Source organism: Tardiphaga sp. OK245, from assembly GCF_900108575.1.
GTDB classification, from domain to species: Bacteria; Pseudomonadota; Alphaproteobacteria; order Rhizobiales; family Xanthobacteraceae; genus Tardiphaga; species Tardiphaga robiniae.
The window spans coordinates 248207-273656 of record NZ_FNWZ01000005.1; the positions used below are offsets into that span (position 1 = coordinate 248207).

Annotated in this window: 23 protein-coding genes; 15 read left to right on the forward strand and 8 right to left on the reverse strand. The window is 60.6% G+C overall.

Annotated elements, in window-relative coordinates:
• Positions 1-72: 72 nt before the first annotated feature.
• Together BLW80_RS24265 and BLW80_RS24270 are read right to left on the reverse strand one after the other, a co-directional pair.
• Entirely contained in the window at positions 73-609 is a 537-nt protein-coding gene (locus tag BLW80_RS24265) for a chromate transporter (RefSeq protein WP_093760467.1), read from the reverse strand.
• Entirely contained in the window at positions 606-1208 is a 603-nt protein-coding gene (locus BLW80_RS24270; RefSeq protein WP_089268257.1) for a chromate transporter, read from the reverse strand. Before BLW80_RS24270 ends, BLW80_RS24265 begins: the two co-directional genes overlap by 4 nt.
• 256 nt (positions 1209-1464) lie before the next feature.
• On the opposite strand from BLW80_RS24270, the gene BLW80_RS24275 reads away from it, so the two are divergent.
• The 4 genes from BLW80_RS24275 (at position 1465) to BLW80_RS24290 (ending at position 4238) form a co-directional block, all read left to right on the forward strand.
• Positions 1465-1980, forward strand: a complete 516-nt coding sequence (locus tag BLW80_RS24275) for an SspB family protein (protein WP_089268256.1) — start codon at positions 1465-1467, stop codon at positions 1978-1980.
• A 108-nt stretch (positions 1981-2088) separates the two neighbouring features.
• Positions 2089-3501 carry a class II fumarate hydratase gene (gene fumC, locus BLW80_RS24280; protein ID WP_093760469.1) on the forward strand — a complete coding sequence of 471 codons (1413 nt, stop codon included), beginning with the start codon at positions 2089-2091 and terminating at the stop codon, positions 3499-3501.
• A gap of 294 nt (positions 3502-3795) precedes the next feature.
• On the forward strand, positions 3796-3984 hold the full coding sequence (locus tag BLW80_RS24285; protein ID WP_068734044.1) for a DUF4169 family protein: 189 nt from the start codon (positions 3796-3798) through the stop codon (positions 3982-3984).
• A complete protein-coding gene (locus BLW80_RS24290) occupies positions 3981-4238 on the forward strand; it encodes a ribbon-helix-helix domain-containing protein (RefSeq protein WP_068734045.1) in 258 nt (85 codons plus the stop codon). The genes BLW80_RS24285 and BLW80_RS24290 overlap by 4 nt, the downstream gene beginning before the upstream one ends.
• Before the next feature lie 55 nt (positions 4239-4293).
• Here the strand turns inward: BLW80_RS24290 and BLW80_RS24295 are convergent, their stop codons facing one another.
• The 3 genes from BLW80_RS24295 to BLW80_RS24305 all read right to left on the reverse strand — a co-directional run bounded on the left by BLW80_RS24295 (position 4294) and on the right by BLW80_RS24305 (position 11117).
• Positions 4294-7965: an AsmA family protein gene (locus BLW80_RS24295; protein WP_093760471.1), complete on the reverse strand. Its 3672-nt coding sequence runs from the start codon at positions 7963-7965 to the stop codon at positions 4294-4296.
• Between the two features lie 225 nt (positions 7966-8190).
• Complete coding sequence (locus tag BLW80_RS24300; RefSeq protein WP_093760473.1) at positions 8191-9507, reverse strand: MFS transporter; 1317 nt, start codon at positions 9505-9507, stop codon at positions 8191-8193.
• A 194-nt stretch (positions 9508-9701) separates the two neighbouring features.
• Positions 9702-11117 (reverse strand): FAD-binding oxidoreductase, encoded by a 1416-nt coding sequence (locus tag BLW80_RS24305; RefSeq protein WP_093760474.1) that lies wholly within the window; start codon positions 11115-11117, stop codon positions 9702-9704.
• A gap of 81 nt (positions 11118-11198) precedes the next feature.
• Between BLW80_RS24305 and BLW80_RS24310 the strand changes: the two genes are divergently transcribed.
• Complete coding sequence (locus tag BLW80_RS24310; protein WP_093760476.1) at positions 11199-11705, forward strand: thioesterase family protein; 507 nt, start codon at positions 11199-11201, stop codon at positions 11703-11705.
• A 3-nt stretch (positions 11706-11708) separates the two neighbouring features.
• Here BLW80_RS24310 and BLW80_RS24315 read toward each other — a convergent pair whose 3' ends face one another.
• Entirely contained in the window at positions 11709-11882 is a 174-nt protein-coding gene (locus BLW80_RS24315; RefSeq protein WP_089268250.1) for a DUF1328 domain-containing protein, read from the reverse strand.
• 271 nt (positions 11883-12153) lie between these two features.
• On the opposite strand from BLW80_RS24315, the gene BLW80_RS24320 reads away from it, so the two are divergent.
• The 7 genes from BLW80_RS24320 to BLW80_RS24350 all read left to right on the forward strand — a co-directional run bounded on the left by BLW80_RS24320 (position 12154) and on the right by BLW80_RS24350 (position 18537).
• Positions 12154-14619: an ATP-dependent helicase gene (locus BLW80_RS24320; protein WP_093760478.1), complete on the forward strand. Its 2466-nt coding sequence runs from the start codon at positions 12154-12156 to the stop codon at positions 14617-14619.
• Positions 14620-14866: 247 nt separating this feature from the next.
• A complete protein-coding gene (locus BLW80_RS30030) occupies positions 14867-15850 on the forward strand; it encodes a hypothetical protein (RefSeq protein ID WP_139285919.1) in 984 nt (327 codons plus the stop codon).
• Positions 15851-15874: 24 nt separating this feature from the next.
• A complete protein-coding gene (locus BLW80_RS24330) occupies positions 15875-16156 on the forward strand; it encodes a type II toxin-antitoxin system HicB family antitoxin (protein ID WP_093760480.1) in 282 nt (93 codons plus the stop codon).
• Positions 16157-16205: 49 nt separating this feature from the next.
• On the forward strand, positions 16206-16400 hold the full coding sequence (locus BLW80_RS24335) for a type II toxin-antitoxin system HicA family toxin (protein ID WP_093760482.1): 195 nt from the start codon (positions 16206-16208) through the stop codon (positions 16398-16400).
• Between the two features lie 8 nt (positions 16401-16408).
• Positions 16409-16699: a type II toxin-antitoxin system HicB family antitoxin gene (locus BLW80_RS24340; RefSeq protein WP_093761131.1), complete on the forward strand. Its 291-nt coding sequence runs from the start codon at positions 16409-16411 to the stop codon at positions 16697-16699.
• 154 nt (positions 16700-16853) lie between these two features.
• Entirely contained in the window at positions 16854-17774 is a 921-nt protein-coding gene (locus tag BLW80_RS24345; protein ID WP_093760484.1) for an ABC transporter ATP-binding protein, read from the forward strand.
• A 1-nt stretch (position 17775) separates the two neighbouring features.
• Positions 17776-18537: an ABC transporter permease gene (locus tag BLW80_RS24350; protein ID WP_093760486.1), complete on the forward strand. Its 762-nt coding sequence runs from the start codon at positions 17776-17778 to the stop codon at positions 18535-18537.
• Positions 18538-18601: 64 nt separating this feature from the next.
• On the opposite strand, the gene BLW80_RS24355 is transcribed toward BLW80_RS24350, so the two are convergent.
• The gene (locus BLW80_RS24355; protein ID WP_089268246.1) at positions 18602-18928 is read right to left on the reverse strand and encodes a hypothetical protein; all 327 of its coding nucleotides are present in this window, start codon (positions 18926-18928) and stop codon (positions 18602-18604) included.
• A 280-nt stretch (positions 18929-19208) separates the two neighbouring features.
• Between BLW80_RS24355 and BLW80_RS24360 the strand changes: the two genes are divergently transcribed.
• Positions 19209-19997 carry a L,D-transpeptidase gene (locus tag BLW80_RS24360; protein ID WP_093760488.1) on the forward strand — a complete coding sequence of 263 codons (789 nt, stop codon included), beginning with the start codon at positions 19209-19211 and terminating at the stop codon, positions 19995-19997.
• Positions 19998-20057: 60 nt separating this feature from the next.
• Here the strand turns inward: BLW80_RS24360 and BLW80_RS24365 are convergent, their stop codons facing one another.
• Positions 20058-22331, reverse strand: a complete 2274-nt coding sequence (locus BLW80_RS24365) for a spermidine synthase (RefSeq protein ID WP_093760490.1) — start codon at positions 22329-22331, stop codon at positions 20058-20060.
• A gap of 249 nt (positions 22332-22580) precedes the next feature.
• Between BLW80_RS24365 and BLW80_RS24370 the strand changes: the two genes are divergently transcribed.
• Positions 22581-24182 carry a phytoene desaturase family protein gene (locus BLW80_RS24370; RefSeq protein ID WP_093760492.1) on the forward strand — a complete coding sequence of 534 codons (1602 nt, stop codon included), beginning with the start codon at positions 22581-22583 and terminating at the stop codon, positions 24180-24182.
• 203 nt (positions 24183-24385) lie between these two features.
• Positions 24386-25276, forward strand: coding sequence for a 50S ribosomal protein L11 methyltransferase (locus tag BLW80_RS24375; RefSeq protein ID WP_093760494.1), 891 nt, complete (start codon positions 24386-24388; stop codon positions 25274-25276).
• Positions 25277-25450 lie beyond the last annotated feature (174 nt).

The following is a 25450-nucleotide window of genomic DNA, read 5'->3' on the forward strand; positions in this document are numbered from 1 at the left end:
AGCATTTAGCCCAAACAACATCGTTCGGAGACCGCCCAACGGCTCCGTGGTCAAGCTAGCTAGCGATTTTCGTCAGAGAACGCCAGCGAAACCAAGAAGGCCCCCGGCAACTAACAACCATAGCGGGTTAAGGCGCGTGGCAAACGCCAAAACGGCGGCACTCCCCGTTACCAGAAACGCCGTCCAGGTGGTGTCAGAAGCGAACAGCAGAACCAGCCCGCTCGCGCTCATGAGACCTATCGATAAGGGGACCAGCGCTGCCTGTACGATTCCCGGCCATTGGGCGTGGCCCGACCGCGCAAGCAATTGGCTGACATAATAAGCAAACACGGCTGTCGGTCCGCACATGGCCAGTGTTGCAACCATCGCGCCGAGGATGCCGGCGACCTGATAGCCGATCAGCGTCACAATGAGAACATTCGGCCCCGGCGACAGCTGCGAGATCGCAAACACATCCGCGAACTGCTTGTCGGACATCCAGTGGTTGACATCGACCGCGAGCCGATGAATTTCGGGAATGGCCGAATTGGCGCCGCCCACGGCAAAAAGCGACATCAGCCCGAACGACCAGGCCAGCGTGACAAGCGATCCGGGAGTGGCATCGTTCATGCTGCCGCCCGCCGTCGCATCAACATGGTCAGGCCGATACTGACGGGAATCGATACCAGAAGAACCGTCGGCAATGGCCATCGCATCACGCCAACGGCGACGAAAACGGCGATCAGGAGCGCCAGGCTGACCGGCTCACGCTTCTTCAGAAGAGGCAGCATCATTCGGAAAATTACCGCGAACAGCAGTCCAACGGCAGCGCATGAGACGCCGGCCAGTGTGCGCCGCAGCGCTTCGATATCCCCAAAGCGTGCATACAGGATCGCCAGAATGGTCACGATGACCACGGGCGGACCCAGCAATCCCGCAAAGGCTGCAATGGCACCAGGCACACCGCGAAACCGCGCCCCGAACACCACCGACAGATTGACGATATTCGGCCCCGGCAAGAAATGGCAAAGTGCGAAAGTCTCATTGAATTCCTCGGGCGTCATCCAGCCGTGCTGCTCGACGATCGCCCGGCGCGCCCAAACCAGAACGCCGCCGAAACCGGCCAGGGACATCTTTGCAAAGGCAAGGAATAGCGTCAGCAGTCCCGGCGGCGATGCCGACGCGAGTTCCGCAATGGGGGCATCAGCCTGTGGTGAACTTGGACGCATGGTCCAGAACTAGGGCCATCCGCCCATCGGGCCAATCGATTTTTGCCTGTTTCCACGCCAATCGGCGGTTGAAATGACCGCCCGGCTGTATCGCGTCCAATTTGCGTCATATATAGAGGGCGCCAGCTTTTCCGGCTGCTGACCTCGGGTCAAGACCGGGATAGAATAGATAGAGCAGTATGTGACGCGAGTCGGCCTCCGGCCTCGCCCTCACTCCATATATGGCCATGACCAAGACAAGCGACGGGACCGACCGATGGCAACCGATCATATTCGATACGATGTGCTGGCGCGCGACGCCCTTCGTGGCGTTCTGCGGCGCGTGCTGATCGACGCTGCCGAGCATGGCCTGCCGGGCGAGCACCACTTCTTCATCACCTTCGTTTCAACGGCCGACGGCGTCAAACTGTCGCCGCGCCTGCTGGCCCAGTATCCAGAGGAAATGACGGTGATCCTGCAGCATCAGTTCTGGGATCTCGTGGTCACCGAAGATCGCTTCGAGGTCGGCCTGTCCTTTAACGGCATCCCCGAGCGCCTCGTCGTGCCGTTCAACGCCATCAAGAGTTTCTACGATCCCTCGGTGCAGTTCGGCCTGCAGTTCGAAACCGAAACCGCTGTAGAGACCCCGGCTGCCGGTGCGTCGTCCGCAGCCACTGCGGCATCTGCTCTCGCCGCCCCTCCGGCTCCGCCCGCGCCTGCTTCAGAGGAAGAACCGCCAAAATCGGGCGAAGGTGCAGAAGTCGTCCGTTTAGACCGCTTCCGGAAAAAATAATCGCAAGACGTTGTAAGGTGCCGGGGCCGCGTTCGCGCGGCCCCATTCTTATGCGCCGCACCCGCCAGAAGTCTCTGCAGGGAGCGCGGCATCGCAAGGACCGTACCCATGGCCAAATCCTCGAAGACCTCCGCCACCACCCGCACCGAAACCGACAGCTTCGGTCCGATCGAGGTCGCAGCGGATCGTTATTGGGGAGCCCAAACGGAACGGTCGCGACAGAATTTCAAGATCGGTCACGATCGCATGCCGATGCCGATCATTCGCGCGCTCGGCATCGTCAAGCTGGCGGCGGCCGAAACCAATCGCGAACTCAAACTTCTCGAGCCCAAGCTTGCAAAGGCCATTGTGAGCGCAGCACGCGAAGTCATCGACGGGAAGCTGGATGATCACTTCCCACTGGTCGTCTGGCAAACCGGCTCCGGCACGCAGACCAACATGAATCTCAACGAGGTCATTGCCAATCGTGCGAACGAGCTTCTTGGCGGTGAACGCGGCGCCAAGAAGCCCGTGCATCCCAATGACCATGTCAACATGAGTCAATCGTCCAACGATTCGTTTCCGACTGCGATGCACATTGCGGCAACGCAGGGTATTGTTGAGTACCTCATCCCCGCACTAAGCGAACTACATGCTGCGTTGCGCAAGAAGGAAAAAGCCTTCGCAAAGATCGTGAAGATCGGACGTACACATACACAAGACGCGACGCCGCTCACGCTCGGGCAGGAGTTTTCAGGTTATGCCGCACAGATCGAAAGCGGCATCAAACGCCTACGAAGCGTCGTGAAGGATCTCTACCCGCTCGCCCAAGGTGGAACTGCAGTCGGGACCGGCCTCAACTCCAAGCCTCGTTTTGCGAAGTTATTCGCGAAGCACGCAGCAACAATTACCAAGCTGCCTTTCATCACTGCACCGAACAAATTCGAAGCACTCGCATCAAACGACGCCTATGTGTTTGCACACGGTGCGATCAACTCGGTTGCAACTAGTCTATTTAAGATTGCAAACGACATCCGGCTGCTCGGATCCGGGCCACGTTCCGGACTCGGCGAATTGATACTTCCGGAGAACGAGCCTGGCTCATCGATCATGCCTGGAAAGGTAAATCCGACACAATGTGAAGCAATGACAATGGTATGCTGTCAGGTATTCGGTAACCACACGGCAATTACGGTGGCCGGCAGTCAGGGGCACTTCGAGCTCAATGTCTACAAGCCGGTGATGGCCCATTGCATGATGCAGTCCATCCAATTGATGGCGGATGTTGCGCGATCCTTCACAGAGCACTGCATCGACGGCATTCGCGCCGATGAAAAACGAATTCATGAGCTGATGGAACGATCACTGATGCTCGTGACTGCACTCGCACCGAAAATCGGTTACGATAACGCGGCGAAAGTAGCTAAGGTTGCTCATGCAAACGGAACGACATTGAAGGAGGAAGCGCTGCGGCTCGGTTTTGTTAGTGCAGCAGAGTTCGATCTTCTTGTTCAGCCGGCCAAAATGATACATCCTGGGTAAGCAAGAATATTTGCTCACAGCTTGTTGAGAATAACTCCAGAAGGAAATAGTTATAATTCATATCTGCTAAATGGTTAGAATGGTCGCATATCAGACGCGTTTTTCCTTGTGATACAGCAGAAGGTGATCTGGTTACGCTTCGTAGATGACTTCATTTTTCTGCGGAGCTTGTTTGGAACTACGGAGAATATTTTAGGATGGATACCGAAACCGAATTCACCCTCGTCTCGTACAACTACTGGATGGTGAAGACGACGTTTCCCACCCCATCATTTTTTAAAGACAGGAGCGATCATGGGTGACCTGATCAATCTCAATCGCTTCAAGAAGCGCACTGCACGAGAGGAATCGGCAAAACAAGCCGATATAAACCGTGCGCGCTTCGGACGAACTAAGTCAGAACGAACATTGCAGGAGCAGCGCACAGTCCGTGCGAACAACGTGCTGGATCAGCATCACATCGATGGCGAGGACGCATCATGAAATCGCCCGTAGTTAAGAGATCGATCGTTGTTGCGGGTCACAAGACCAGCGTGAGTCTCGAAGAGGCGTTCTGGAACGGCATGAAGGAGATTTCGAATCTTCGCGACATGACGCTTTCCGAGCTGGTTGGTGAGATCGACACAAACCGTCAGCAGGGCAATTTGTCGTCCGCGATTCGGCTGTTCGTGCTCGATTACTTCCGTACACGTGCCGTTCCGCAACAGCGGATGCCGGAGCACAATCTCTCGGCGTAAACACAGCCGACCAAAGCGAATCGCTTCGCCGTCGGTCGTGTTTGCTGAGTCATCGTCAGAACGTCGGCCGCGCTGAACTCGCGGTCGGCGGTGTCAGTACTAGCGGAGGCGCAGGCCTCGGCCTTGGTGTGCGCGCAGCACCAGGTGCCGGACGAACTTCAATGGGTGCTGGCAGCGGCGCAACCTGCTGACTTGCAACAGGCGGTGTCGCAGGACGAGGCGTAGCAGCCTTCGGTGCAAGACGGCGCGGATCGCGACCGGGAAGAAGCACATCGGAGGGCGCAGAGGCTGTCGGTGGATCGCTCGCAGGCGTCTGCGTGTCGACGGGCAGCGAGGCGGACGGCGGAGGAACGGCAACGGGCACAGCCGCCGGTGGCAACTCACCGCGTTCAAGCGAATCAAGCCGGCGCGTCTCGCGATCGATTGCGCGCACTGCGAGCCAGGATGATAACGCCGCCACATCTAGCGTGCGATCAAGCTTGTCAGGCGTTCCCACCGCGAAGATCTGAACTTCCGGTCGAACGCTCGACGTCCCCGCGCTCGTGCCGGTCAATGTCGCGCGCATATCCACCTGGTCGGCAACGATGTCGTAACCTCCTGACACGATCGCACGCCCTCCTTCGCCATCGAGCGTCGTCGCACCAACGCGCAGGCGGCTATCCTTGATACTGAACGGGACCTGCACCGAAGTTACGGACAATGCACCGGCGGCGATCGCGGTATCGACGATCTGACGCAACTTGACGTCATTCGTGGCCTGCCCAGAATCGCTGGCGCGAATGGCAATGTCGAACGCACGTGGATCGAGGCCATTGATGCGCGCCCCGTCGATCGTCAGCAATCCACTGCCGGACAATGCGCCTTCCAGAGCCGAGACACTGCGCCCCTGACTGGCCAGCGTCATCCGCAGCGATGTTTTGCCCGCGGGCATTGTCAGGGAACGATAGCGCAAATCAGCGCCATCGATTCCGGCGAATTGCACGCGGGCGCCGAGCGCATATCCGCTGATCGATGGCTTCAGATCGACATCGGCCGTGATCTCGCCGCCACCGACAGACCCTTTGATCGTATCGATCGTCAGGGCCTGGCCATCACTCTTCACAGTGCCACTGATGGGACGCAATTCAACACCGCCAGGCAATGTCCCGCGCAGCGCCTGAAAGGCCAACTGCCCGCGCCATCCCTGCAGCACACCATGCCCGAGCGGATCCGTGGCGTCGCGACCTCTCGTGCCCACAGCGAGACCAAAGGCCGGTCCAAGTTCGATCGCATCCATGCCGATCTGACCATCGATGGCTTTCTCGGCACCGAGCGTCAGCGCAATACGGCCGCGCACGCGTGAGCCAGCCAGTGTGCTGTCGATATCCTCCAACGTAACCTTGTCGCCGTTCAATGTGAGCCGCGATGACAGGCTGACATTCTGCGCGGCCGCATCCGACGGCTTGAGAGCGACCAGCGGCGCCAGATTGGCGCGACGTATCGCAAGCGCGAGCGATGCTTTCGGTGATCCCGCCCAAGGTTCTGCACTACCCTGAACATCGGCATCGACATCCGCGCCGGACAGTTTTGCCGTGACGCGCAGCGGCGCGCGCCATTGTCCTTTTGCCGATCCTTCGAAATTCACAACGGCGTCGCTTGCGGCGATCACGTTACTCAGGCCCAACAATGCGAGAAGTTGCCCGCCCTGCCCGACCAATTTAGACTCGAGTGTCACATCGCTGCGCGACAGCTCATTGAGGTCGACGCCACGCATCGCCGCTAGGGGAGCAGATGCGGTCAACGTCGTCGTCCCCTTCACCTGCGCCGCATCGATATCGAATACGGCGCGCGCATTTGTGCGATCGGCGCGTTGTTGATCCTTTGCCAGATCGAGCGACAGTTTGACTCGAACCGCGCCGGGCGTCGCGGTCATGGCGCTGAGCCTCGCCGCAACAGACGGCGCCAGCGGCGTGAGCAAGTTGCTGATCTGACTCATCGATGCGGACGTGGCGTTGATTGTCAGTCCGCCCGTGGCTTCCATGCGATCGAACGACGCGCGGCCGTCGAGCATCAGGCCGGTGGCTTCACCGACTTTGAAGCGATCGACCGAGATCGTCTTTGGGCTGTAGGCCAGTTGCGCCACGAACGGGCGCATCTCCTGCCCGGCTGACACAGCACGGCCGATATCGAGTGACACCTGCCCTGCATCTGGCCACTCGGCCTGCGGCTCGCCAAGCGATCGGATCAAAGCCACCGCTGCGTCGAGATCGAGCCGGTCGGCCTTCAGGTCGGCATCGAAGCGGGAGCCGCCAGCAGCCGAGGAATACGAATATGCAGCACGACCTTCGATCGTACCCCCGTCGATCTCCGCCTTCAGTGCCTCGATGGCCAAGCGATTGGACACCGAAGTGATGTTGCCGCGAATGCGTAGCGGCTTCTGATTGCGCAAGCCGACGTCTGTTCGGCCCTTGAGCCATGCAGCAAGCGTATCCGGATCGGACGACTCGACCGCGATGGCCCCCTTGAAGCCACCTGATGCACCTGGCTGTGCTGCTCCGCCGCTCAACGTGACGCGGGTCGCGCCTGGCGCACGAAACTCAAGACGATCGATCGTCCATGTCGCTGGATCACCGCGCAGATCCGCCCCGATATTCTGCACAGGCTTTCCGCCGAGCATGATCTGCTCTACGCCGATCTCGATCTGTGTCGCCAAAGGCGCAGACGGAATGCTCGCCAGCAGCCTGCGTAGCACCGGCAACGGTGTGACGGCATCGTTGGTCGTTTGATCCCTGGAGAGCAGGCGATCGGCATCGAGCTGCTTGGCCGACAGCACCGCATGCAGCAGTGGCGATGTGCCAAAGCGCATGTCAGCAAGACCAGCGAACCTGAAAGCGGTCTCTTCCGCGCCATAGCTGGCTTCAAGCGCTTCCATATGTGCAGCCGCCGGGTCGGCCTTGACCTTGGCGAAGACGCGCCACGGCGTTGACAGTTGATCGCCCGCGCCATTCGCCTTCAGGCCGGCCGGGCTTGCGAGAGTCAGTGCGCCGTCGAAGCGTGGCGTGCGATTGTCGAAGTTGAGCACGCCATCGAGATCGACGGACAAGGGCTTCTCGCCGGGGTCGACAGTAAAACGAACGCGCGTGCCATTGCCGTCACCGGTCGGCCCGGAGGACAAACGGAACGGATAGCGCGCGCCCGACAACAGGAAATTGCCATCACCGCGCATGGCGCCGGCCGCCAATGAGCGGACATCGCCGCTGAAGGCGACGTCGTAGAGTTCGAGCGTGCTCTTGCTCGCAGCATCATGGAGCGCGACGCGACCGGTGACGTTCAACCGGTCTATCGCCAGCGCGCCAAGATTGAATGGCCCGGTGGAAGCCGGAAGTTCGATACGCCCCTGCGCATTGAGGCCGAGATCGACCGCGGCGCCGCCGATGGTGAGTTCTGTTGCGCGCCATTCGCCGCGCATCAACGAACTCAGGCTGAATTCCACATCGAGATTGTCTGCACGGATCCTGCCGAGATCGTTGGGACTGCCCACCGTGATCGACTGCAGCCGTAGCGACGGCGCCGGCAGCAGCCGCGCCTCCAGCCCGCCGCTGACGCGAACGGGCGCACCGACCACGCGCGTGGCTTCAGCCTCGAATTGCGGGCGGAACTGATTCCAGTCGACGAAATAGGGCCCGACCAGAGCAGCAACCAGCGCCAGGATAAATGCAATTGCCAGGCCGAGCAGTGTCGTCTGCACCGAATCTCCCCTCAAGCGCTCCGGCAGAATGTCCGCCTGCCTGCCAGGCAAAGTGCATTGCAGCACGTCACTGGGCAATACGCCTTACAGACGTTGCAGGGCCACGCAGAAATACGCGGGAACGCATCTATTTATAGAACCAACTGTGGCGAAGTCACAGCACGCAATATATGGCCAGATCAGCCATCCCTCGCCATCCGCTTGCGGCAAATCGCCCGGCTTCGATCAAGTCGAAGCACCCTGCTCCAGCGGTTTTGCGGCGCCATGGGCGCGGTGCAAACGTCCGGCCACCGCCCTTACCTTGCCTGGCGACGCCATCCAGACCGCAAAGGTCGCGAGGAAGCTGACTGCGATTCCAAGGGCAAATGCGGGCGTATAGGTACCAAAGTGGTCGTGCAGGACACCCGTCACCAAGGGGCCCGCGGCGCCGCCGGCCAGCGCAGCCAGCATGAGTGTGCCGAAAATGCTGCCGAAATGCTCGCCCTGGAAAATCTCGGAAACCACGGCGCCCATGATGGATGTCACGCCGTAGCCCAGCAGGCCCTGCGAGATCACCATAACATAGACGAGCGCCAGACTCGGCACGGACTCCAGTGCAATCAGGGACGCAAAGCAGATTGCGAAACCAATACCGCTGACGGTCCAGATCCATTCGCGGCCGATGCGATCGGACAAATGGCCCAGAAATATCTGGCCGGGCACACCGAACAGACTGACCATACCGAGCGCCCAGGCGGCGACACCCGGCGTGAAGCCGATGTCGAGCAGATACTTGGTTTGATGGACCTGAACCGCGTACCAGGCATACAGCCCGCCGAACAGGCCGAGTGCGAGCCACCAGAACCGCGTCGTGCGCACGGCGCGCGCCAGCGTCCAGTCGATACTGGCCCAGACCGGGTCGACCACATTGGATATATGCTTCGTCGACGACGTCGGTGCCGGATCGCCATCCGGCAGCAGCCCCATATCCTGCGGGCGCTTGCGCAGCAGCAGGTTGATCGGCACCAGTACAACCAGCACCAGGAGCCCCACGGCGGTGCAGGCGGTGCGCCAGCCGGTCTGCTCGATCATCACCTGCACCCAGGGCAGCACCGTTACGGAACCGATGCCGACGCCGGCGAATGCGAGGCCGACCGCGAGGCCGCGCTTGCGGCTGAACCAGTTCGGCAGAAACAGCGATTGTCCGGAATAGCCGAGGCAGACGCTGCCTGCGCCGACCAGAACGCCGATGGTCAGGTAGAGATGCCACGGCTGCGTCGTCAGCGGCGCCAGCAACAACCCGGCTGCCATCAGCACGGTGCCAAACTCCATCACCGCGCGAGGGCCGCCACGATCCATCAGCCTGCCCATCAGCGGGCTCATGATCGCAGAAATCAGGAAGCCGAATGAAAAGGCACCGGCGGTGACGCCACGGTCCCAGCCGAATTCCTGGAGAATTGGCGGGAAGAACAGCGAGAACGATGTCCGCGCATTGACCCCGATGGCCATGGAAACGAACGTGACGGCGACGATGACCCAACCATAGAAAAACGGTAGCCGCATCGGATGATGCCTTTTTTATTGGACGCATTCTGCGTCAAAGCTTTTTGATTGCACCTTCCGTAACCGAAAAGCGCAATCCATGCTGGTATATAATTATATCTACAACTTTAAACTTTTTAAGAATAGTTAAGCATTGCCGCTGCTGCCGAATTTTCCCGTCCGCATTCGGCCTGACCGGATGCGGCAATCTGGCGTCACGCCTGCGGCAGGATTTTCCCGGGATTGAAGATATTGTCGGGATCGAGTGCCTTCTTGAGCGCCCGCATGGCGTCGAGCGCCTCACTGCCCAGTTCGGCCTGCATATACTTTTGCTTGCCTTGCCCGATGCCATGTTCACCCGTGCAAGTGCCCCCCATCGCCTGCGCGCGCTGGGCGAGGCGGTGCATGAAGTCCTCCGCGCGGGCGACCTCATTGGCGTCATTGCGATCGCAGACCATCGAGCAATGAAAGTTGCCATCGCCGACGTGGCCGACGATGGGCGCCAACAGGCCGAGGCGTGCGAGATCCTCTTCGGTCGCAGCGACACATTCCGCGAGTTTGGAAATCGGCACGCAAACGTCGGTGGCCGCGACATCGGAGCCCGGTCGCATGCTCTTCACCGACCAATAGGCATCGTGACGGGCCTGCCAGAGCTTGGTGCGATCCTCCGGCTTCGTCGTCCATGAGAAATCGCCACCGCCACATTCCAGTGCGATCTCGTGAAAATTTCGCGACTGCTCGGCCACTTCGGCCTCGCTGCCATGGAATTCCAGCAGCAGCAGCGGCGTTTCCGGCAGCGTCAGCTTGGAATAGGAATTACAGGCACGAACCTGCGCCTCGTTCAGCAGTTCGATCCGAGCAACGGGAATGCCGGTCTGAATCGCGAGAATCGTCGCCTGACAGGCACCTGCCACCGTGGCGAACGAACATGACGCGGCAGCCATGGTTTCAGGAATGCCACGCAGCTTGATGGTCAGCTCGCTGATGATACCCAGTGTGCCCTCAGCACCGACAAACAGATGCGTCAGGTCGTAGCCCGCCGAGGATTTCTTCGCGCGGGTGCCGGTCTTGATGATCTCACCATCGGCGCGCACGACCTTGAGCGCGAGCACGTTGTCGCGCATCGTCCCGTAACGCACTGCGTTGGTGCCGGAGGCGCGCGTCGACGCCATGCCGCCAAGCGACGCATCGGCGCCGGGATCAATCGGGAAGAACAGGCCCTGATCGCGCAGATTTTCGTTGAGCGCCTTGCGGGTGACGCCGGGCTGAATCACGCAGTCGAGGTCTTCGCTGTGCACTTCGAGGATATTGTTCATGTCGCGCATGTCGATGCAGATGCCGCCTGCCGGCGCATTGACCTGACCTTCCAGCGACGTGCCGGTGCCGAATGCGATCACCGGAACTTTGTTCGCTGCACAAATCCGGACCACGTCCTGGATATCCGCGGTTTCCTGCGCGAACACGACGCCATCCGGCGGCTGGTTGGCAAGCCATGTCGTGGTATGGCCATGCTGCTCGCGAACCGCCTGCGACGTCACCAGCCGATTGCCAAAACGCGCCGTCAGCGCTTCAAGCGCCGTGGCCAAGGCCTTCGGCTCCGGTCGTTTCAAATTGTTCGCAATGCTAGCCACAGCAGTCCCTCCGACGCGGCGGGACCGTGGCAAAGGTTGTATAACGGGTCAAGAGACGTGAGAGCGAGACAGGAATTACCGATGATTGAGCCAACCGACGATCTGCTGCAACCCATCCCTTTCCGGGCGCATGTCATGCAGATCGAACCGCAATGGATCGATTATAATGGCCATCTCAACATGGCCTATTACAACGTGCTGTTCGACCGGGCGATCGACGATCTATGGCTCAAGATCGGGATCGGTCCCGAATATATGAAGGCGCGCAACAACTCGACCTTCACGGCCGAATGCCATGTTCGCTATGTCAGGGAAATCCATCTCGGTGATCCCGCGCAGGTGTCGATCCTGGTTGTCGCTGCGGACGACAAGCGCATTCACACCTTCAAGGAGTTGCGCCACGCCACCGATGGATGGCTGTCGGCGACGTCGGAAAACATGACGCTCCACATGGACATGGCCGCCCGGAAGGTTGCGCCGTTTCCGCCTGATATCAGCGCCCGCGTGCAGGCGCTGGCCAAAGCACATCACTCCGCAGAGCGGCCGGAGGGCATCGGCCGATCGATCGGGATGCCCTCGAAGAAATAGCCGTCAGACGCGCGTGCGGCCGCGGACGAGGCCCACAACGGCCGAGATCAGGAACAGGACGATGGCGATGAAGAAGATCGCCTTGGCGATTTCGATGGAGGCGCCGGCGACACCACCGAAGCCGAGAACGCCGGCAATGAGAGCAATGACGAGGAAAGTAACGACCCAGCTGAACATGGCACAAACCTCAGTTTTTGGTGTTTGACGCGGCATTCGCCGTCGCGCTTGATGCTGAAACAAGCCGGAGCAAGAACGAAAGTTCCCGACCCACGTACCAGCCAGCATCACTGAAACGAGAGCGCTCCTGTGTGCCAACGGGCGTCAGATGAGCCCCATGCGGGGATAAGTCTGTCGCCAGAAGCCTCTCGCTCCTATATGCCCTCCTATCCTGCTAAGAAGGCTCCCCTTTAAGGCCCCACGGTGCCAACGTGGGCGGAATACGATTCGCATGAGTGACGCACGCAAAATGCCCGCCAACGATCTCCCTGCCTACCAACCGGCGGCGGGCGGCATTGGCGCGCGTGCGCGCGCTGCTGCGGCGCCAGCGGCACAGTATCTGAGCGGGCTCAATCCGGAGCAGCGCGACGCCGTCGAGACGCTCGACGGCCCTGTCCTGGTGCTCGCGGGTGCCGGCACCGGCAAGACCAAGGTTCTGACCTCGCGGATCGCCCACATCCTCAGCATGGGCCGTGCGCGGCCCGGTGAAATCCTGTCGGTGACCTTCACCAACAAGGCCGCGCGCGAGATGAAGCACCGGCTCGGCATCATGCTCGGCCAGGCGGTTGAAGGCATGCCGTGGCTCGGCACCTTCCACTCGATCGGTGGCCGCATCCTGCGCACCCATGCCGAACTGGTGCAGCTGAAATCCAACTTCACGGTGCTCGACACCGATGACCAGATCAGACTGCTCAAGCAGCTCCTGCAGGCTGACAATATTGACGACAAGCGCTGGCCGGCGCGAATGCTGGCCAACCTGATCGACGGCTGGAAGAACCGCGGACTGACGCCATCGCAGGTGCCGTCAGGCGAAGCCGCCGTGTTCGGCAATGGCAAGGGCGGCAAGCTCTATGCCGCCTATCAGGATCGGTTGAAGACCCTCAACGCCGCGGATTTCGGCGACCTCCTGCTGGAATGTATCCGGCTGTTCCGCGAGCATCCGGACGTGCTGAAACAGTATCAGCAGCGCTTCAAATATATCCTCGTCGACGAATATCAGGACACCAACGTCGCGCAGTATCTGTGGCTGCGGCTGCTGTCGCAGGCGCCGGGGCAGCGTGTGCTGCCGGAAGCGGACGCGCCATCAGCAGACAACAAACCGACCGCACCGCTCAAGAACATCTGCTGCGTCGGCGACGACGATCAGTCGATCTATGGCTGGCGCGGTGCCGAGGTCGACAACATCCTTCGCTTCGAACATGATTTTCCCGGCGCCAAGGTCGTCCGGCTGGAGCGCAACTACCGCTCGACAGGCCACATCCTCGCCGCCGCCTCGCATCTGATTGCGCATAACGAAGGCCGCCTCGGCAAGACGCTACGCACCGAGGACGTCGATGGCGAGAAGGTCACCGTCACCGGTTCGTGGGATTCCGAAGAAGAAGCGCGCGCCATCGGCGAAGAGATCGAACAGCTGCAGCGCGAGGGCAACAAGCTCAACGACATCGCCATTTTGGTGCGCGCCTCGTTCCAGATGCGCGAGTTTGAAGACCGCTTCGTCACGCTCGGCCTGCCCTATCGGGTCATCGGCGGCCCGCGCTTCTATGAGCGCGCCGAAATCCGCGACGCACTGGCCTATCTGCGCGTGATCAATTCGCCGGCCGACGATCTCGCCTTCGAGCGCATCGTCAATGTGCCCAAGCGCGGCCTCGGCGATGCCACCGTGCAGATGCTGCACGATCACGCACGTCGTCGCCGCATTCCGCTCTCTGAGGCTGCCCGTCAGGTCGTCGAGACCGACGAGATGAAGCCGAAGGCGCGTGGCAGCCTGCGCGACCTGATGATGAGCTTCGAGCGCTGGCGCAAGCAAAGCGAAGTGATGCCGCATACCGAACTCGCCGAGATCGTGCTCGACGAAAGCGGTTACACCGACATGTGGCAGAAGGACCGCTCCGCCGACGCTGCCGGCCGACTTGAAAACCTCAAGGAACTCGTGCGCTCGATGGAAGAGTTCGAGAACCTGCAGGGCTTCCTCGAACACATCTCGCTGGTGATGGACCGCGAAGGCGGCGCCGACGAGGATGCCGTGTCGGTGATGACACTGCATTCGGCCAAGGGGCTCGAATTCGACAACGTCTTTCTACCGGGCTGGGAAGAAGGCCTGTTCCCGCATCAGCGCGCGCTCGACGATCAGGGCCGCGCCGGGCTCGAGGAAGAACGCCGCCTCGCCCATGTCGGCATCACCCGCGCGCGCCGCCGCGCCAAACTCTATTTCGCCACCAACCGGCGCATTCACGGCACCTGGAACACGACGATGCCGTCGCGTTTCCTCGATGAATTGCCGGCGGCCAATGTCGAGATCACGGAATCAAAGGGCGGTTCGGGCTGGGGCGGCGCAGGCGGCTACGGCGCATCACGCTTCGACAACGTGGAATCGTTCGGATCGAGCTATTCGACACCGGGCTGGCAGCGCGCGCAGGCCAACCGCTCGCGCGGCGGACAGGGCGGCAGCGGCTTCAGCGAAGGCCAGTCGCCTTTCGGCGGCTCTTCTTCATCGCGAAACAAGCGGCCGATGACTATCGAGGGCGAGTTGATCGCGAAGTCCACCGGCACGGAGTCCGACTTCACGCTGCAGGATCGCGTCTTCCACCAGAAGTTCGGCTACGGCAATGTGACCAAGATCGACGGCAACAAGCTCACCATCGTCTTCGAGAAGGCCGGTGAGAAGAAGGTCGTCGACAGTTTCGTCGAGCGCGCGTGACGAATAGCTAGCGCACGACAAATTGTGCAGTCTAAATTTGGTGGCGACGACGGGACTTGAACCCGCATCTCTCTGCCCTTACTTTTCAACGGCCAGGCTGAATTTCAGTAGAAAGCAGAGGCTCTCTCCATTGAGCTACGTCGCATCTGAGGAGGCGATTGATCGATTCGCCTAATAGATGATTCTGGATCTGATCCGCATTTCATCTATAGTATCGTTACCAGTCAACGTAACTTATCGGTAACGCATGGAATCGTTGAAGCAATTCGAGTGGTTCAAAGATCCTAATGGATATCGGGTTGCCTTCGTGTCACCAAGTAGCCGGCGGGTATCCTTCATCAAACCCAATAGAAATTGGGGTGACGAGAAATTTGAAAAAGCTCCAGATAAGGTGAGCCAGCTTAGTATACGAACGACGGAATATCGTGGAGAGAAAAGACCTCCAAAATCCGGACTGTATATCGTTGGGCACCAGGCCTATCTGAATGCGCGAAACAGCGAGCCCTCGCATGTCGCCGTTCGGCCATTCCAAAGCGACGATCTCATTTCTTTGAATCTTCTGAAAAATGCTACTTCGCCAAACTCATGGATCGACTTTTCAAACAAGTTTGGCTTGCTGGGCACAGCAAAAGAAAGATGGTTTCTCACCGGGCGAGACCCTAAAGTATTTATGTGCACCGTTGAGGCGGAGGGTGAATTTCATCATCTGCTGAATGTACTTCGCCGAATTTACGGCTACTTCCCAGCGATCAAGGCAGCAAATACTGACTATCTGAGTCGTTTCATCGAATGGGAATCAGACGACGTCGTACGGGAAACGTGGGGCCCGCGACTTGGAAATGTTCAAACGAAGCCCGCTATAGCGATCAGAGGATTCTCCTCCGAAGACGATGACGCGCTTAGAGCAATGAAGAGTCCAGACCTTATTGCGCCAGCGGCAATTTCAATTCGAGACCACGTCAATCGATATCTCAAGGACTCTTTATCACTTGAGATCGATTTCGATCAGAAACAACAGAAGTTTACCTCTTCACTCCGCTATGGCTCGTTGGGGGCCGCGCTGGTGGCAGAAGCCGTAGAGTTTATGGCTGGTCGATTTGAAGCGCAGCAATGCAAAGTGTGTAGTTCATGGTTCCGAATCGGTCACGAGCAGAAGCGGCGCGATCGGATATTCTGCTCTTCTGCTTGTAAGATGCGAGATTATCGAAGCCGAAAATCGATTCCGGCTTAAAGTAACACAAGAGAATTAGATGTCATGCCTACCTATATCGCGCTGATCCGGGAAAACGCCAGCGGCACCTTCAACGTCTCGTTTCCGGATTTTCCCGGCGTCGTCACCGCGGGCGACAGCCTGGATGAGGCCATCGCGGAAGCGGAAGAGACGCTGGAATATGCCGCGGAGGACTGGCGCAATCCGGACGGCTCGGCAGGTCTGCCGACTCCGCGCACCATCGAGCAATTGAGCAGCGACCCCACATTCGCCGATGCAGCCGACGGTGGCACGATCGTCGAGATCGACTATGAGGCGACGGGATAGCTAGCCGTCCGCGCGTTTCCGCACTACGCTTTCTTCGGGGGAAGCGGGCATGCTGACAAACAGCCGCGATATCATTCGACGTCTTGAGCGCGAAGGTTGGATTGAGACCCGCGTCGCCGGCTCGCATCATGTTTTCAAACATCCGGACACCGGGGACACACTCGTTGTTCCGCATCCCAAGAAAGACTTGGGAAAGGGCCTGGTTCGTGCCATTTATAAAGGCGCAGGATGGAAGCCTGATTGAGGGTCATCATGGCTCATTACATCGCCATCATCGAAGAAGCGGGACCGGATCTCGCAGTGGGCGTCTGGTTTCCTGACCTGCCCGGCTGCACGTCTGCGGGCGACGACATTGACGAGGCGCTGCGCAACGCACCGGAAGCCCTCCAGCTATATGCTGAAAGTATAGAGGAAGACGGGCGAACATTGCCCTCCCCGCGAACCCTGACCGAATTAAAAAATGACCCGACGCTCGCTGACGAAATCGGCGCCCATATGGTGGCGCTTGTCGAGTTTCATGCACGAGCGCACGCCGCAGAATAGCCCTAAAATTGCCTGTTCCGCGATTGCGCCGGCGCATCTTCATTCCTATGTACGCACCCCGCGCCCGACAAAGCCGTTTCGGCTGCGCCGTTCGTGCGTCCCGGTATGACCGTCCGGTCCTCTGCCTTCCCCTTTTCAAACGATCATATCGCCGATGTCCCCCATCATTTCCGTTTCCAATCTGACCAAGAGCTATGCCTCGGGCTTTACGGCCCTGAAGGGTATCGACCTCGACATCAACCGCGGCGAGATCTTCGCGCTGCTGGGGCCGAACGGCGCTGGCAAGACGACGATGATCAGCATCATCTGTGGCATCGCCAATGCCACCTCCGGCAAGGTCATGGTCGATGGTCACGACATCGCCCGGGACTATCGCGCGGCGCGGTCGCTGATCGGGCTGGTGCCGCAGGAACTGCACACCGACGCCTTCGAATCGGTTTGGGCCACGGTCAGTTTCAGCCGCGGCCTGTTCGGCAAACCGAAGAACCCGGCGCTGATCGAAAAAATCCTGAAAGACCTCTCGCTGTGGGACAAGAAGGACAACAAGATCATCACGCTGTCCGGCGGCATGAAGCGCCGCGTGATGATCGCCAAGGCGCTGTCGCACGAGCCGCAAATCCTGTTCCTCGACGAGCCCACCGCCGGCGTCGACGTCGAATTGCGCAAGGGCATGTGGGAAGTCGTGCGCACGCTGCGCGCTGCCGGCGTCACGGTCATCCTCACCACGCATTACATTGAAGAAGCCGAGGAGATGGCCGACCGCATCGGCGTCATCAACAAAGGCGAGATCATCCTGATCGAGGAAAAGACCAAGCTGATGGAGCAGCTCGGCAAGAAGCAGCTCAAGCTGTATCTGCAAGGCAAGGTCACGGAGATTCCAACCAGCCTGGCTCACTACAACCTCGAACTGGCAGCGGACGGCCATCAGCTGATCTACAGCTACGACACCAAGAGCGAGCGCACCGGGATCACCAGCCTGCTTGGCGATCTCCGCGAATCCGGCATCCGCTTCTCCGATCTCGACACCACACAGAGCTCGCTCGAAGACATCTTCGTCAGCCTGGTGAGGAAGTAACATGAACTTCAGAGCTGTCCGCGCCATCTATCTGTTCGAAATGGCGCGCACCTGGCGCACCGTGCTGCAGAGCATCGTTTCGCCGGTGATTTCCACCTCGCTGTATTTCGTGGTGTTTGGCGCCGCGATCGGCTCGCGCATCACCTCCATCGAGGGCGTCAGCTACGGCACCTTCATCGTGCCTGGTCTCGTGATGCTGTCGGTACTCACGCAGAGCATTTCCAACGCCTCGTTCGGCATCTACTTCCCCAAATTCACCGGTACGATCTATGAATTGCTGTCGGCGCCGGTGTCTTACGTCGAAGTCGTGCTCGGCTATGTCGGTGCTGCTGCGACCAAGTCGATCCTGCTGGGCCTGATCATTCTGGCCACCGCCGGACTGTTCGTGCCGCTGCACATCCTGCATCCGTGGTGGATGCTGACCTTCCTGGTGCTGACGGCAGTGACGTTCAGCCTGTTCGGCTTCATCATCGGCATCTGGGCCGACGGCTTCGAGAAACTGCAGGCGATCCCGCTGCTAGTGGTGACGCCGCTAACCTTCCTGGGCGGTAGCTTCTACTCCGTCAGCATGCTGCCGTCGGGTTGGCGGACCGTCACGCTGCTCAATCCGGTCGTGTATCTGATCAGCGGCTTCCGCTGGAGCTTCTACGAGATCTCCGACGTCAGCGTCGGCTGGAGCATCGGCGTAACCTGCATGTTCCTGGTGATCTGCATGTTGGTCGTCTGGTGGATTTTCAAGACCGGCTACAAGCTGAAAAACTGAAATCGCTGATAACAAAAATGGCCCGGTTTGAACCGGGCCATTTTTATTTCAAATCAATATCCGCTTAGCGATAGCAGCGGAATTTGCCATGGCGGTTGTAATAGCCGCGGCACTGTGTCCGCCGGCCTTCGGGAATTCCCAGCACGCCCTTGACGCCGCCCACGGCCGCGCCGACGCCAAGGCCAACTGCGCCACCGACCACACCGCCGACTGGTCCGGCGGCGCGATTGCCGTCACGGTAACCTTGGTTGGCCCCCTGCTCACCACCCCGGAATACGCCCTGCGCCTGCGCAAAATGCGGCATGGCGACCAGAGCCAGCACGCCCGCGGCGAACGCCAGGCGGGTCTTCATCGACGAACTGATCGGCAACACAGCGGTCTTAACGGTCATCTGGAGCTTCCCTCTGAGCGACGAGAATTCGCCGCTTGCGATTGTGGGAGGGCAACGCGCGACCTAGGAACCGGTTCCATCTGCCTCCATGAGAAGCTTCCTATCGCGCACCGGCACCGACGTCCCGAGCCGTCTTTCGGCCCGTTCGCCGCCTTGGTGCCGCCTAGCCCGAACATTAAGGATGCACGAAACTGTCACTGGCACGCGGGCCGCCCGATATGCATATTGGGTGCGGGACGGTAGGCGGTACAACAGGTTACGGCCCGGAGGCCAAGGTAAGATGCGTTCGTTTTATATGACCCTTGCGGGTCTCGCCGTTTTCGCCGCCACCAGCACTGCGCAGGCCAAGATTGCCATCACCGTCGACAAGGATGCCCAGCAGCTGACCGTCGTTCAGGACGGCGTCGAGAAATATCGCTGGCCGGTCTCGTCAGGCATTCCCTCCTACGAGACCCCGAATGGCAGCTTCCAGACATTCCGCATGGAGGAGGATCACTTCTCCAAGGAATTCGACGACGCGCCAATGCCCCATGCCATCTTCTTCACCAAGAAGGGCCATGCCATCCACGGCACCGATTCCGTGAGCCGCCTGGGCTCGCCGGCCTCCCATGGCTGCGTGCGGCTGTCGCGTGAGAATGCTGCGACCCTGTTCGCCATGGTGAAGGCCGACGGGGTGCTCAACGCCACCGTCACGCTGACGGGCTCCTCGCAGGTCGCCCTCGCCCGCAATCCGCGCCCGGCGAAGCCATCTGCCGTCGCCCGCCGCGACATCGCACCCGCCACACCGTCCTATGACGCCGCCGGCAATCCCATGGATCTCACTCCGCAGGCCGTGGCGCCGGGCCGCCGCGTCGCGCGTCAGGTGCAGCCGGCGGATGACGATCGTTACATCTATCCGGCCGATGGCAATGACGGTCAGCGTTATCCGGCCCCTCCCGGCTATCGCCGCATGACGGAAGCCGAGACCCAGCAGTATTACGCCAATCGCGGCTATTACAGCCGGCAATACCCGCCGCAGGCCTATGCCCCGCGACCGTATCAGCCACGCGGCTTCTTCGGCGATTACTGAGCGAAGATGTGTGACGCGTTTTCCTGACGCGGGCCGGCGTCCACTTCGCTTGAAAACGCTTCAGTTATCCCCGTCCCGTAGCCGGCGCCACACGGCGCCGAGCACGTTGGAATAGTCGTCGGTCCAGACTCGCTGATCGTCGTTCGCCTCGGTCAGGGCCCATTGCGATGACGTCGCGATGGAGCCGACATCGGCGGCGTCATGGGCCGAGATGACCACGTTGGTCGAGAAGATGTATTCGTTGTCGCGGCCGGAATCCTCCGAATAGACCCAGCTCTTCATGTCATTGGCATCGGCGATGCCGACCACGACGCTGGCGAGTTCAAGATGCCGATTCGACACATGCATGACGACGGCGCCCTGCGGGGCGAGCTTTTCTTTGTAGATCTCCATCGCCTCCTCGGTCGCCAGATGGATCGGGATCGCGTCCGACGAATAGGCATCAACGATGATGAGGTCGTAGACGCCGTCAGGCTCTTTCGCAAAAGTCAGCCTTGCATCGCCGATCACCGGTTTAACGTCCGGCTCACACTTCTGGATGTAGCTGAAATATTTCGGATCCCTTGCGGTATCGACCATCGACTGATCGATCTCGAAGAATTTCCAGTCCTCGCCCGGCGCCGACGCGCAGGTCAGCGACCCCGAACCTAGCCCGATCACCGCAACGCGCAGTGGCGCACCCTTGCGCGCACGCACCGCAGTGATCGCCTGCCCGATGCCGCCGTCCTTGTAATAATAGGAGATCGGCTCCGGCCGGCCAGTCACCGGCGTGCCATCGTCATTGAGATATTTCTCGGCGCCATGGATCGTCGTGCCATGCATCAGCACGTGATACTGGTTGTTCGGCGTCACCACGATCTTGTGCACGCCGAAGAAACTACGCACGGTTTCGACCCGGCCATCGTCGGCCGGGTAGAAACGGATCAGCGCCAGAGCGAGGACAGTGATCGCCAGGAGCTTGAACCGGTCAGCCCGCAGGATCGCCGCGATTATGCCGACAACGGCAACGGTGCTGACGACATAGACACGTTGGGTATCGATCCACGTGAACAGCTTGCTGGTTGTGTAGCTCGGCACGATCAATGCGATTGCGGCAACCACGAGCGCGATCCAGTACCAGCGCGCCCAGCCGGAATACCGCTCCGGCAATGACGGCCGGCACAGCACGGCAAATGCGATCAGGATCGGATATTCCGCGATCCATGAGAATGTGAACGGCGCGATCAACCCGGCGAACAGGCCACCGACCATGCCACCGAACGACAACGCTACATAGTAGCCCGTGAGATAGCGGGCTGCAGGACGCTGCCGAGCCAATTCACCATGGCACGCCATGGCGATGACGAAGAAGGCCAGCAGATGACCGCCGAGCGTGAGCAGAAGATTCTGTTCCCCACCCACCGCGAGCAACACAATGACGCCGGCAATCGCCGGTGGCTGCAGCACGAGAATCCACGCATGCGGCAGCAGCGGCCGCGACTGGAACACCAGCACCCAGGTCAGCAGATAAAGCGACAGCGGCAGCACCCAGAGCAGCGGCGCCGCAGCGACGTCCGTCGAGATATGCGCGGTGACCGCGATCAACAGGCCGGATGGGACAGCCGCGAGAAAGATCCAGCGGGCACGCAGCGCCCAGCTCGGCGCCGGCGCGTCGATGGCATCAGCCCCCGGTGCAGCGACGGCAACCGGCGGCGACTTCAGCAGCAACACGCCGCAGCCGGCGATCAGCAGGATCAGTAGGCCATAGCCGGACGTCCAGATCAGGTTCTGCGTGCGCAGCGAAAACATCGGCTCCAGCAGCACCGGATAGGTCAGCAGCGCGAGAAAGCTTCCGATATTCGACGACGCATAGAGGAAATACGGATCGTAACCGTTGGGATGGCCGGTGCGCACGAACCATGCCTGCAGCAGCGGATTATTCGCGGCGAGCGCGAAGAACGGCAGACCGATGGACACCGCGAACAGGCCGAGTAGCCAGAACGCATAGCCACTCTCCGGCGGCGTGCCCCAGCCCGACGCGATGGACAGCGGCAGCGTCAGCAGCGCAACAACCAGCAACAGGAGATGAACGACGATCGGCACCAGCCGGCTTCGCAATTGCATCAGGTAATGGGCATAGGCATAGCCGCCGAGCAGCAGCGACTGGAAGAACACCATCGCCACCGACCACACCGCCGGCGACCCACCGAGCCGCGGCAGCACCATCTTGGTGAACAGGGGCTGCACCGAGAATAACAGCAGCGCGCTGGTGAAGATCGCCGCGGTGTAAACCACCAGAAGAAGCCGATTGCGGGAGGCCGAGTTTGGGGCGGCGACGGGCTGCGACGAACTCATGAAGGCTCCAGCATATTGCACGGCAGAAAAGCGAGAATCCGGCCGGTAACCGGCGGGCGGGAATGGAGCATATGGCACCGTTTCGGGCAATGCGCGCTAACTATGGAACCACAATCGTGACGGGCGGCCTTGTGCCGCGCGCGCGCCTCTTCGATAAAGAGGGCCCTATTTTCGTTTGACGCGTTTTCTTAATGCGAACCGGTCGCCACTTCGCAAGAAAACGCTCTAGCAGGCTTTGTTGAAGCGGACATGTCAGACACCGACGTTTTGATCATCGGCGCCGGCCATAACGGCCTCACTTGCGCGGCCTATCTCGCCATGAGCGGGTTGCGCGTGAAGGTGGTCGAAAGACGTTCCGTGGTTGGCGGCGCCGCGGTGACGCAGGAGTTTCATCCCGGCTTCCGCAATTCGGTCGCGGCCTACACTGTCAGCCTGCTCAACCCGCAGATCGCCTCTGATCTGAAGCTCGCCGAACACGGCCTGCGGATCGTCGAGCGCAAGGCGCAGAATTTCATTCCCGCACCGGACGGCAGCTATCTCCTGACAGGCGAAGGCCGCACGCAACAGTCGGTTGCCAAGCTCAACGCGCGCGATGCCGAGCGGATTGGTGCGTTCTCGCATGAGCTCGAAGTCATCGCCGATGTGCTCAGGGATTTCGTGCTGCGTTCACCGCCGAACGTCGTGCAAGGTTTCGGTCTCGGCGCGATCAGCGAAGCCATCAATGCGCTCGGCACCGCGAAGATTCTCAACGCACTGACCATCGAACAGCAGCGCGTATTGCTCGATCTGTTCACCTGCTCCGCCGGCGAGATGCTGGACGACGTGTTCGAGCATGATCTGGTGAAGGCATTGTTCGGCTTCGATGCCGTGGTCGGCAACTATGCGAGCCCCTATGCCGCCGGTTCGGCCTATGTGATGCTGCACCATGCCTTCGGCGAGGTGAACGGCAAGAAGGGCGTCTGGGGTCACGCCATCGGCGGCATGGGCGCGATCACGCAGGCCATGGCCGCCGCGGCACGCTCGCACGGCGTGCAGATCGAACTCGACAACGGCGTGCGCGAAGTGCTCGTGGAGAACGACAAGGTCGTCGGCGTCATCCTCGACAATGGCGAGAGTATCCGCGCGAAATATGTCGCCTCCAACGTCAATCCGAAGCTGCTCTATACACGGCTGATGCCGGTGGATGCGCTGCCTAAGCCGTTCCTCGATCGCATCCGCAACTGGCACAACGGCTCCGGCACGTTCCGCATGAATGTTGCGCTGAGCACGCTGCCCTCATTCACCGCACTGCCTGGCAACGGCGACCATCTCTCGGCCGGCATTATCATCGCGCCAAGTCTCGCCTACATGGATCGCGCCTGGCTCGATGCGAAGCAGCACGGCTGGAGCCGCCAGCCGATTGTGGAAGTACTGATCCCCTCCACTCTTGATGACAGCCTCAGCCCACCGGGCCAGCACGTCGCCAGTCTCTTTTGCCAGCATGTTGCACCGACACTCCCCAACGGCGCATCGTGGGATGACCATCGTAACGAGGTCGCGGACCTGATGATCAAGACGGTGGACGACTACGCACCCGGCTTTGCCGCCAGCGTCATCGGCCGGCAGGCGCTGTCACCGCTCGATCTGGAGCGCGACTTCGGCCTGCTCGGCGGCGACATCTTCCACGGCGCGCTTAGCCTGAACCAGTTATTCTCGGCGCGGCCGATGCTCGGCCATGCGGATTATCGCGGGCCGCTGAAGGGGCTCTATCACTGCGGCTCCGGCGCGCATCCCGGCGGCGGCGTGACGGGCGCGCCTGGCCACAATGCGGCCAAGGCGATCCTCAGGGACCACCGGGCGCTGTTCGGCTGAGGACATCCTGTGGATAAGCCTGTGCATAGGCAGTGGATGGGTCCTGAACAAGCCTGTGCGGAAGCTCGGGAGTACAGCGGTATAATCGGCTCATAACCCTGTGTATCGCCACTGTATCGCCCCTGTATCCCCGCCGGTATAAACCCTGTACCAAGCGCGCCTAAGCTGTGCAGCCCCTGTTCACGACGCCACCCGGACCCGCGATGACCACGCCCCAAGGAACCAGCCGCGCCACCTTCGCCGTCGGCGACGAATTCAGCGCCAAGCGCATCGTCGATCTCCTCACCGAGAGTTTCGAGGAAGGCCAGGCCGCGATTGCTGCATTTGAGAGCCCCGAGGGCCGCTGGGACGTCACCGTGCATTTCGCCGACCCGCCGGACGAGACCTCGATCCGCGAGCTCGTCAGCCTTGCCTCGGATGACACCGTGGCGGCGAGCATCGTGTTCGACAGCATCGAGGCCAAGGACTGGGTCAAGGAGAGCCTCAAGGGTCTGGTGCCAGTGCGCGCCGGCCGCTTCATCGTCCATGGCCAGCATGACCGGGACCAAGTACGGCCCAATCAACTCGGGATCGAGATCGAAGCCGCACTCGCTTTCGGCACCGGCCATCACGGCACCACGCGCGGCTGCCTGATCTATCTCGATTATGTGCTGCGCGCGAAGGCACCGAAGCGCATGCTTGATCTGGGGACCGGCACAGGCGTGCTGGCCATCGCTGCTGCGAAGGCCACGAAACGCCGCGTGCTCGCGACCGATATCGACCCGATGTCTGTGAAGGTGGCGCGCGAGAACATGCGGCTCAACGGCGTCGGCAATCTCGTCGATACCGTCTGCGCAACCGGCTTTTCCTCGCCGGCTTTCGGCGATCGCGCGCCGTTCGATCTGATCCTCGCGAACATCCTCGCCAACCCGCTGCGGGCGATGTCGACCGACATGAGCCGACATCTTACGCGCAATGGAATGGTGATCCTGTCCGGCCTGTTGCCGCATCAGGCGATGAGCGTGATCGCCGCGTATCGCGCCCGCGGGCTGCTGCTCCGCAAGCATCAGATCATCGAAGGCTGGAGCAGCCTGTTGATGCAACGCGCAGGCTGACACGCCTTTCGCCATTTTCCGAACTCCGGAATAACGACGGGCGATCTGGCCAAAGCTGACGGTTGGGTTGCTACTTCGGAGGCGGTACGTCGCGGCGACGAAGCGTTGCATTTTCCAGCCGCTCGACGCGCGTCACGCGGGCTTCGACGAAACGGCCCAGAATCTGGATGATAC

Coding starts and splice junctions, on each gene's coding strand:
- BLW80_RS24285 (WP_068734044.1), top strand. CDS start 3,796: ATGGGTGACCTGATCAATCTCAATCGCTTCAAGAAGCGCACTGCACGA.
- BLW80_RS24290 (WP_068734045.1), top strand. CDS start 3,981: ATGAAATCGCCCGTAGTTAAGAGATCGATCGTTGTTGCGGGTCACAAG.
- BLW80_RS24355 (WP_089268246.1), bottom strand. CDS start 18,928: ATGACCGTTAAGACCGCTGTGTTGCCGATCAGTTCGTCGATGAAGACC.
- BLW80_RS24335 (WP_093760482.1), top strand. CDS start 16,206: ATGCTGACAAACAGCCGCGATATCATTCGACGTCTTGAGCGCGAAGGT.
- BLW80_RS24330 (WP_093760480.1), top strand. CDS start 15,875: ATGCCTACCTATATCGCGCTGATCCGGGAAAACGCCAGCGGCACCTTC.
- BLW80_RS24275 (WP_089268256.1), top strand. CDS start 1,465: ATGGCAACCGATCATATTCGATACGATGTGCTGGCGCGCGACGCCCTT.
- BLW80_RS24365 (WP_093760490.1), bottom strand. CDS start 22,331: ATGAGTTCGTCGCAGCCCGTCGCCGCCCCAAACTCGGCCTCCCGCAAT.
- BLW80_RS24265 (WP_093760467.1), bottom strand. CDS start 609: ATGAACGATGCCACTCCCGGATCGCTTGTCACGCTGGCCTGGTCGTTC.
- BLW80_RS24360 (WP_093760488.1), top strand. CDS start 19,209: ATGCGTTCGTTTTATATGACCCTTGCGGGTCTCGCCGTTTTCGCCGCC.
- BLW80_RS24370 (WP_093760492.1), top strand. CDS start 22,581: ATGTCAGACACCGACGTTTTGATCATCGGCGCCGGCCATAACGGCCTC.
- fumC (WP_093760469.1), top strand. CDS start 2,089: ATGGCCAAATCCTCGAAGACCTCCGCCACCACCCGCACCGAAACCGAC.
- BLW80_RS24300 (WP_093760473.1), bottom strand. CDS start 9,507: ATGCGGCTACCGTTTTTCTATGGTTGGGTCATCGTCGCCGTCACGTTC.
- BLW80_RS30030 (WP_139285919.1), top strand. CDS start 14,867: ATGGAATCGTTGAAGCAATTCGAGTGGTTCAAAGATCCTAATGGATAT.
- BLW80_RS24315 (WP_089268250.1), bottom strand. CDS start 11,882: ATGTTCAGCTGGGTCGTTACTTTCCTCGTCATTGCTCTCATTGCCGGC.
- BLW80_RS24345 (WP_093760484.1), top strand. CDS start 16,854: ATGTCCCCCATCATTTCCGTTTCCAATCTGACCAAGAGCTATGCCTCG.
- BLW80_RS24350 (WP_093760486.1), top strand. CDS start 17,776: ATGAACTTCAGAGCTGTCCGCGCCATCTATCTGTTCGAAATGGCGCGC.
- BLW80_RS24375 (WP_093760494.1), top strand. CDS start 24,386: ATGACCACGCCCCAAGGAACCAGCCGCGCCACCTTCGCCGTCGGCGAC.
- BLW80_RS24310 (WP_093760476.1), top strand. CDS start 11,199: ATGATTGAGCCAACCGACGATCTGCTGCAACCCATCCCTTTCCGGGCG.
- BLW80_RS24340 (WP_093761131.1), top strand. CDS start 16,409: ATGGCTCATTACATCGCCATCATCGAAGAAGCGGGACCGGATCTCGCA.
- BLW80_RS24270 (WP_089268257.1), bottom strand. CDS start 1,208: ATGCGTCCAAGTTCACCACAGGCTGATGCCCCCATTGCGGAACTCGCG.
- BLW80_RS24320 (WP_093760478.1), top strand. CDS start 12,154: ATGAGTGACGCACGCAAAATGCCCGCCAACGATCTCCCTGCCTACCAA.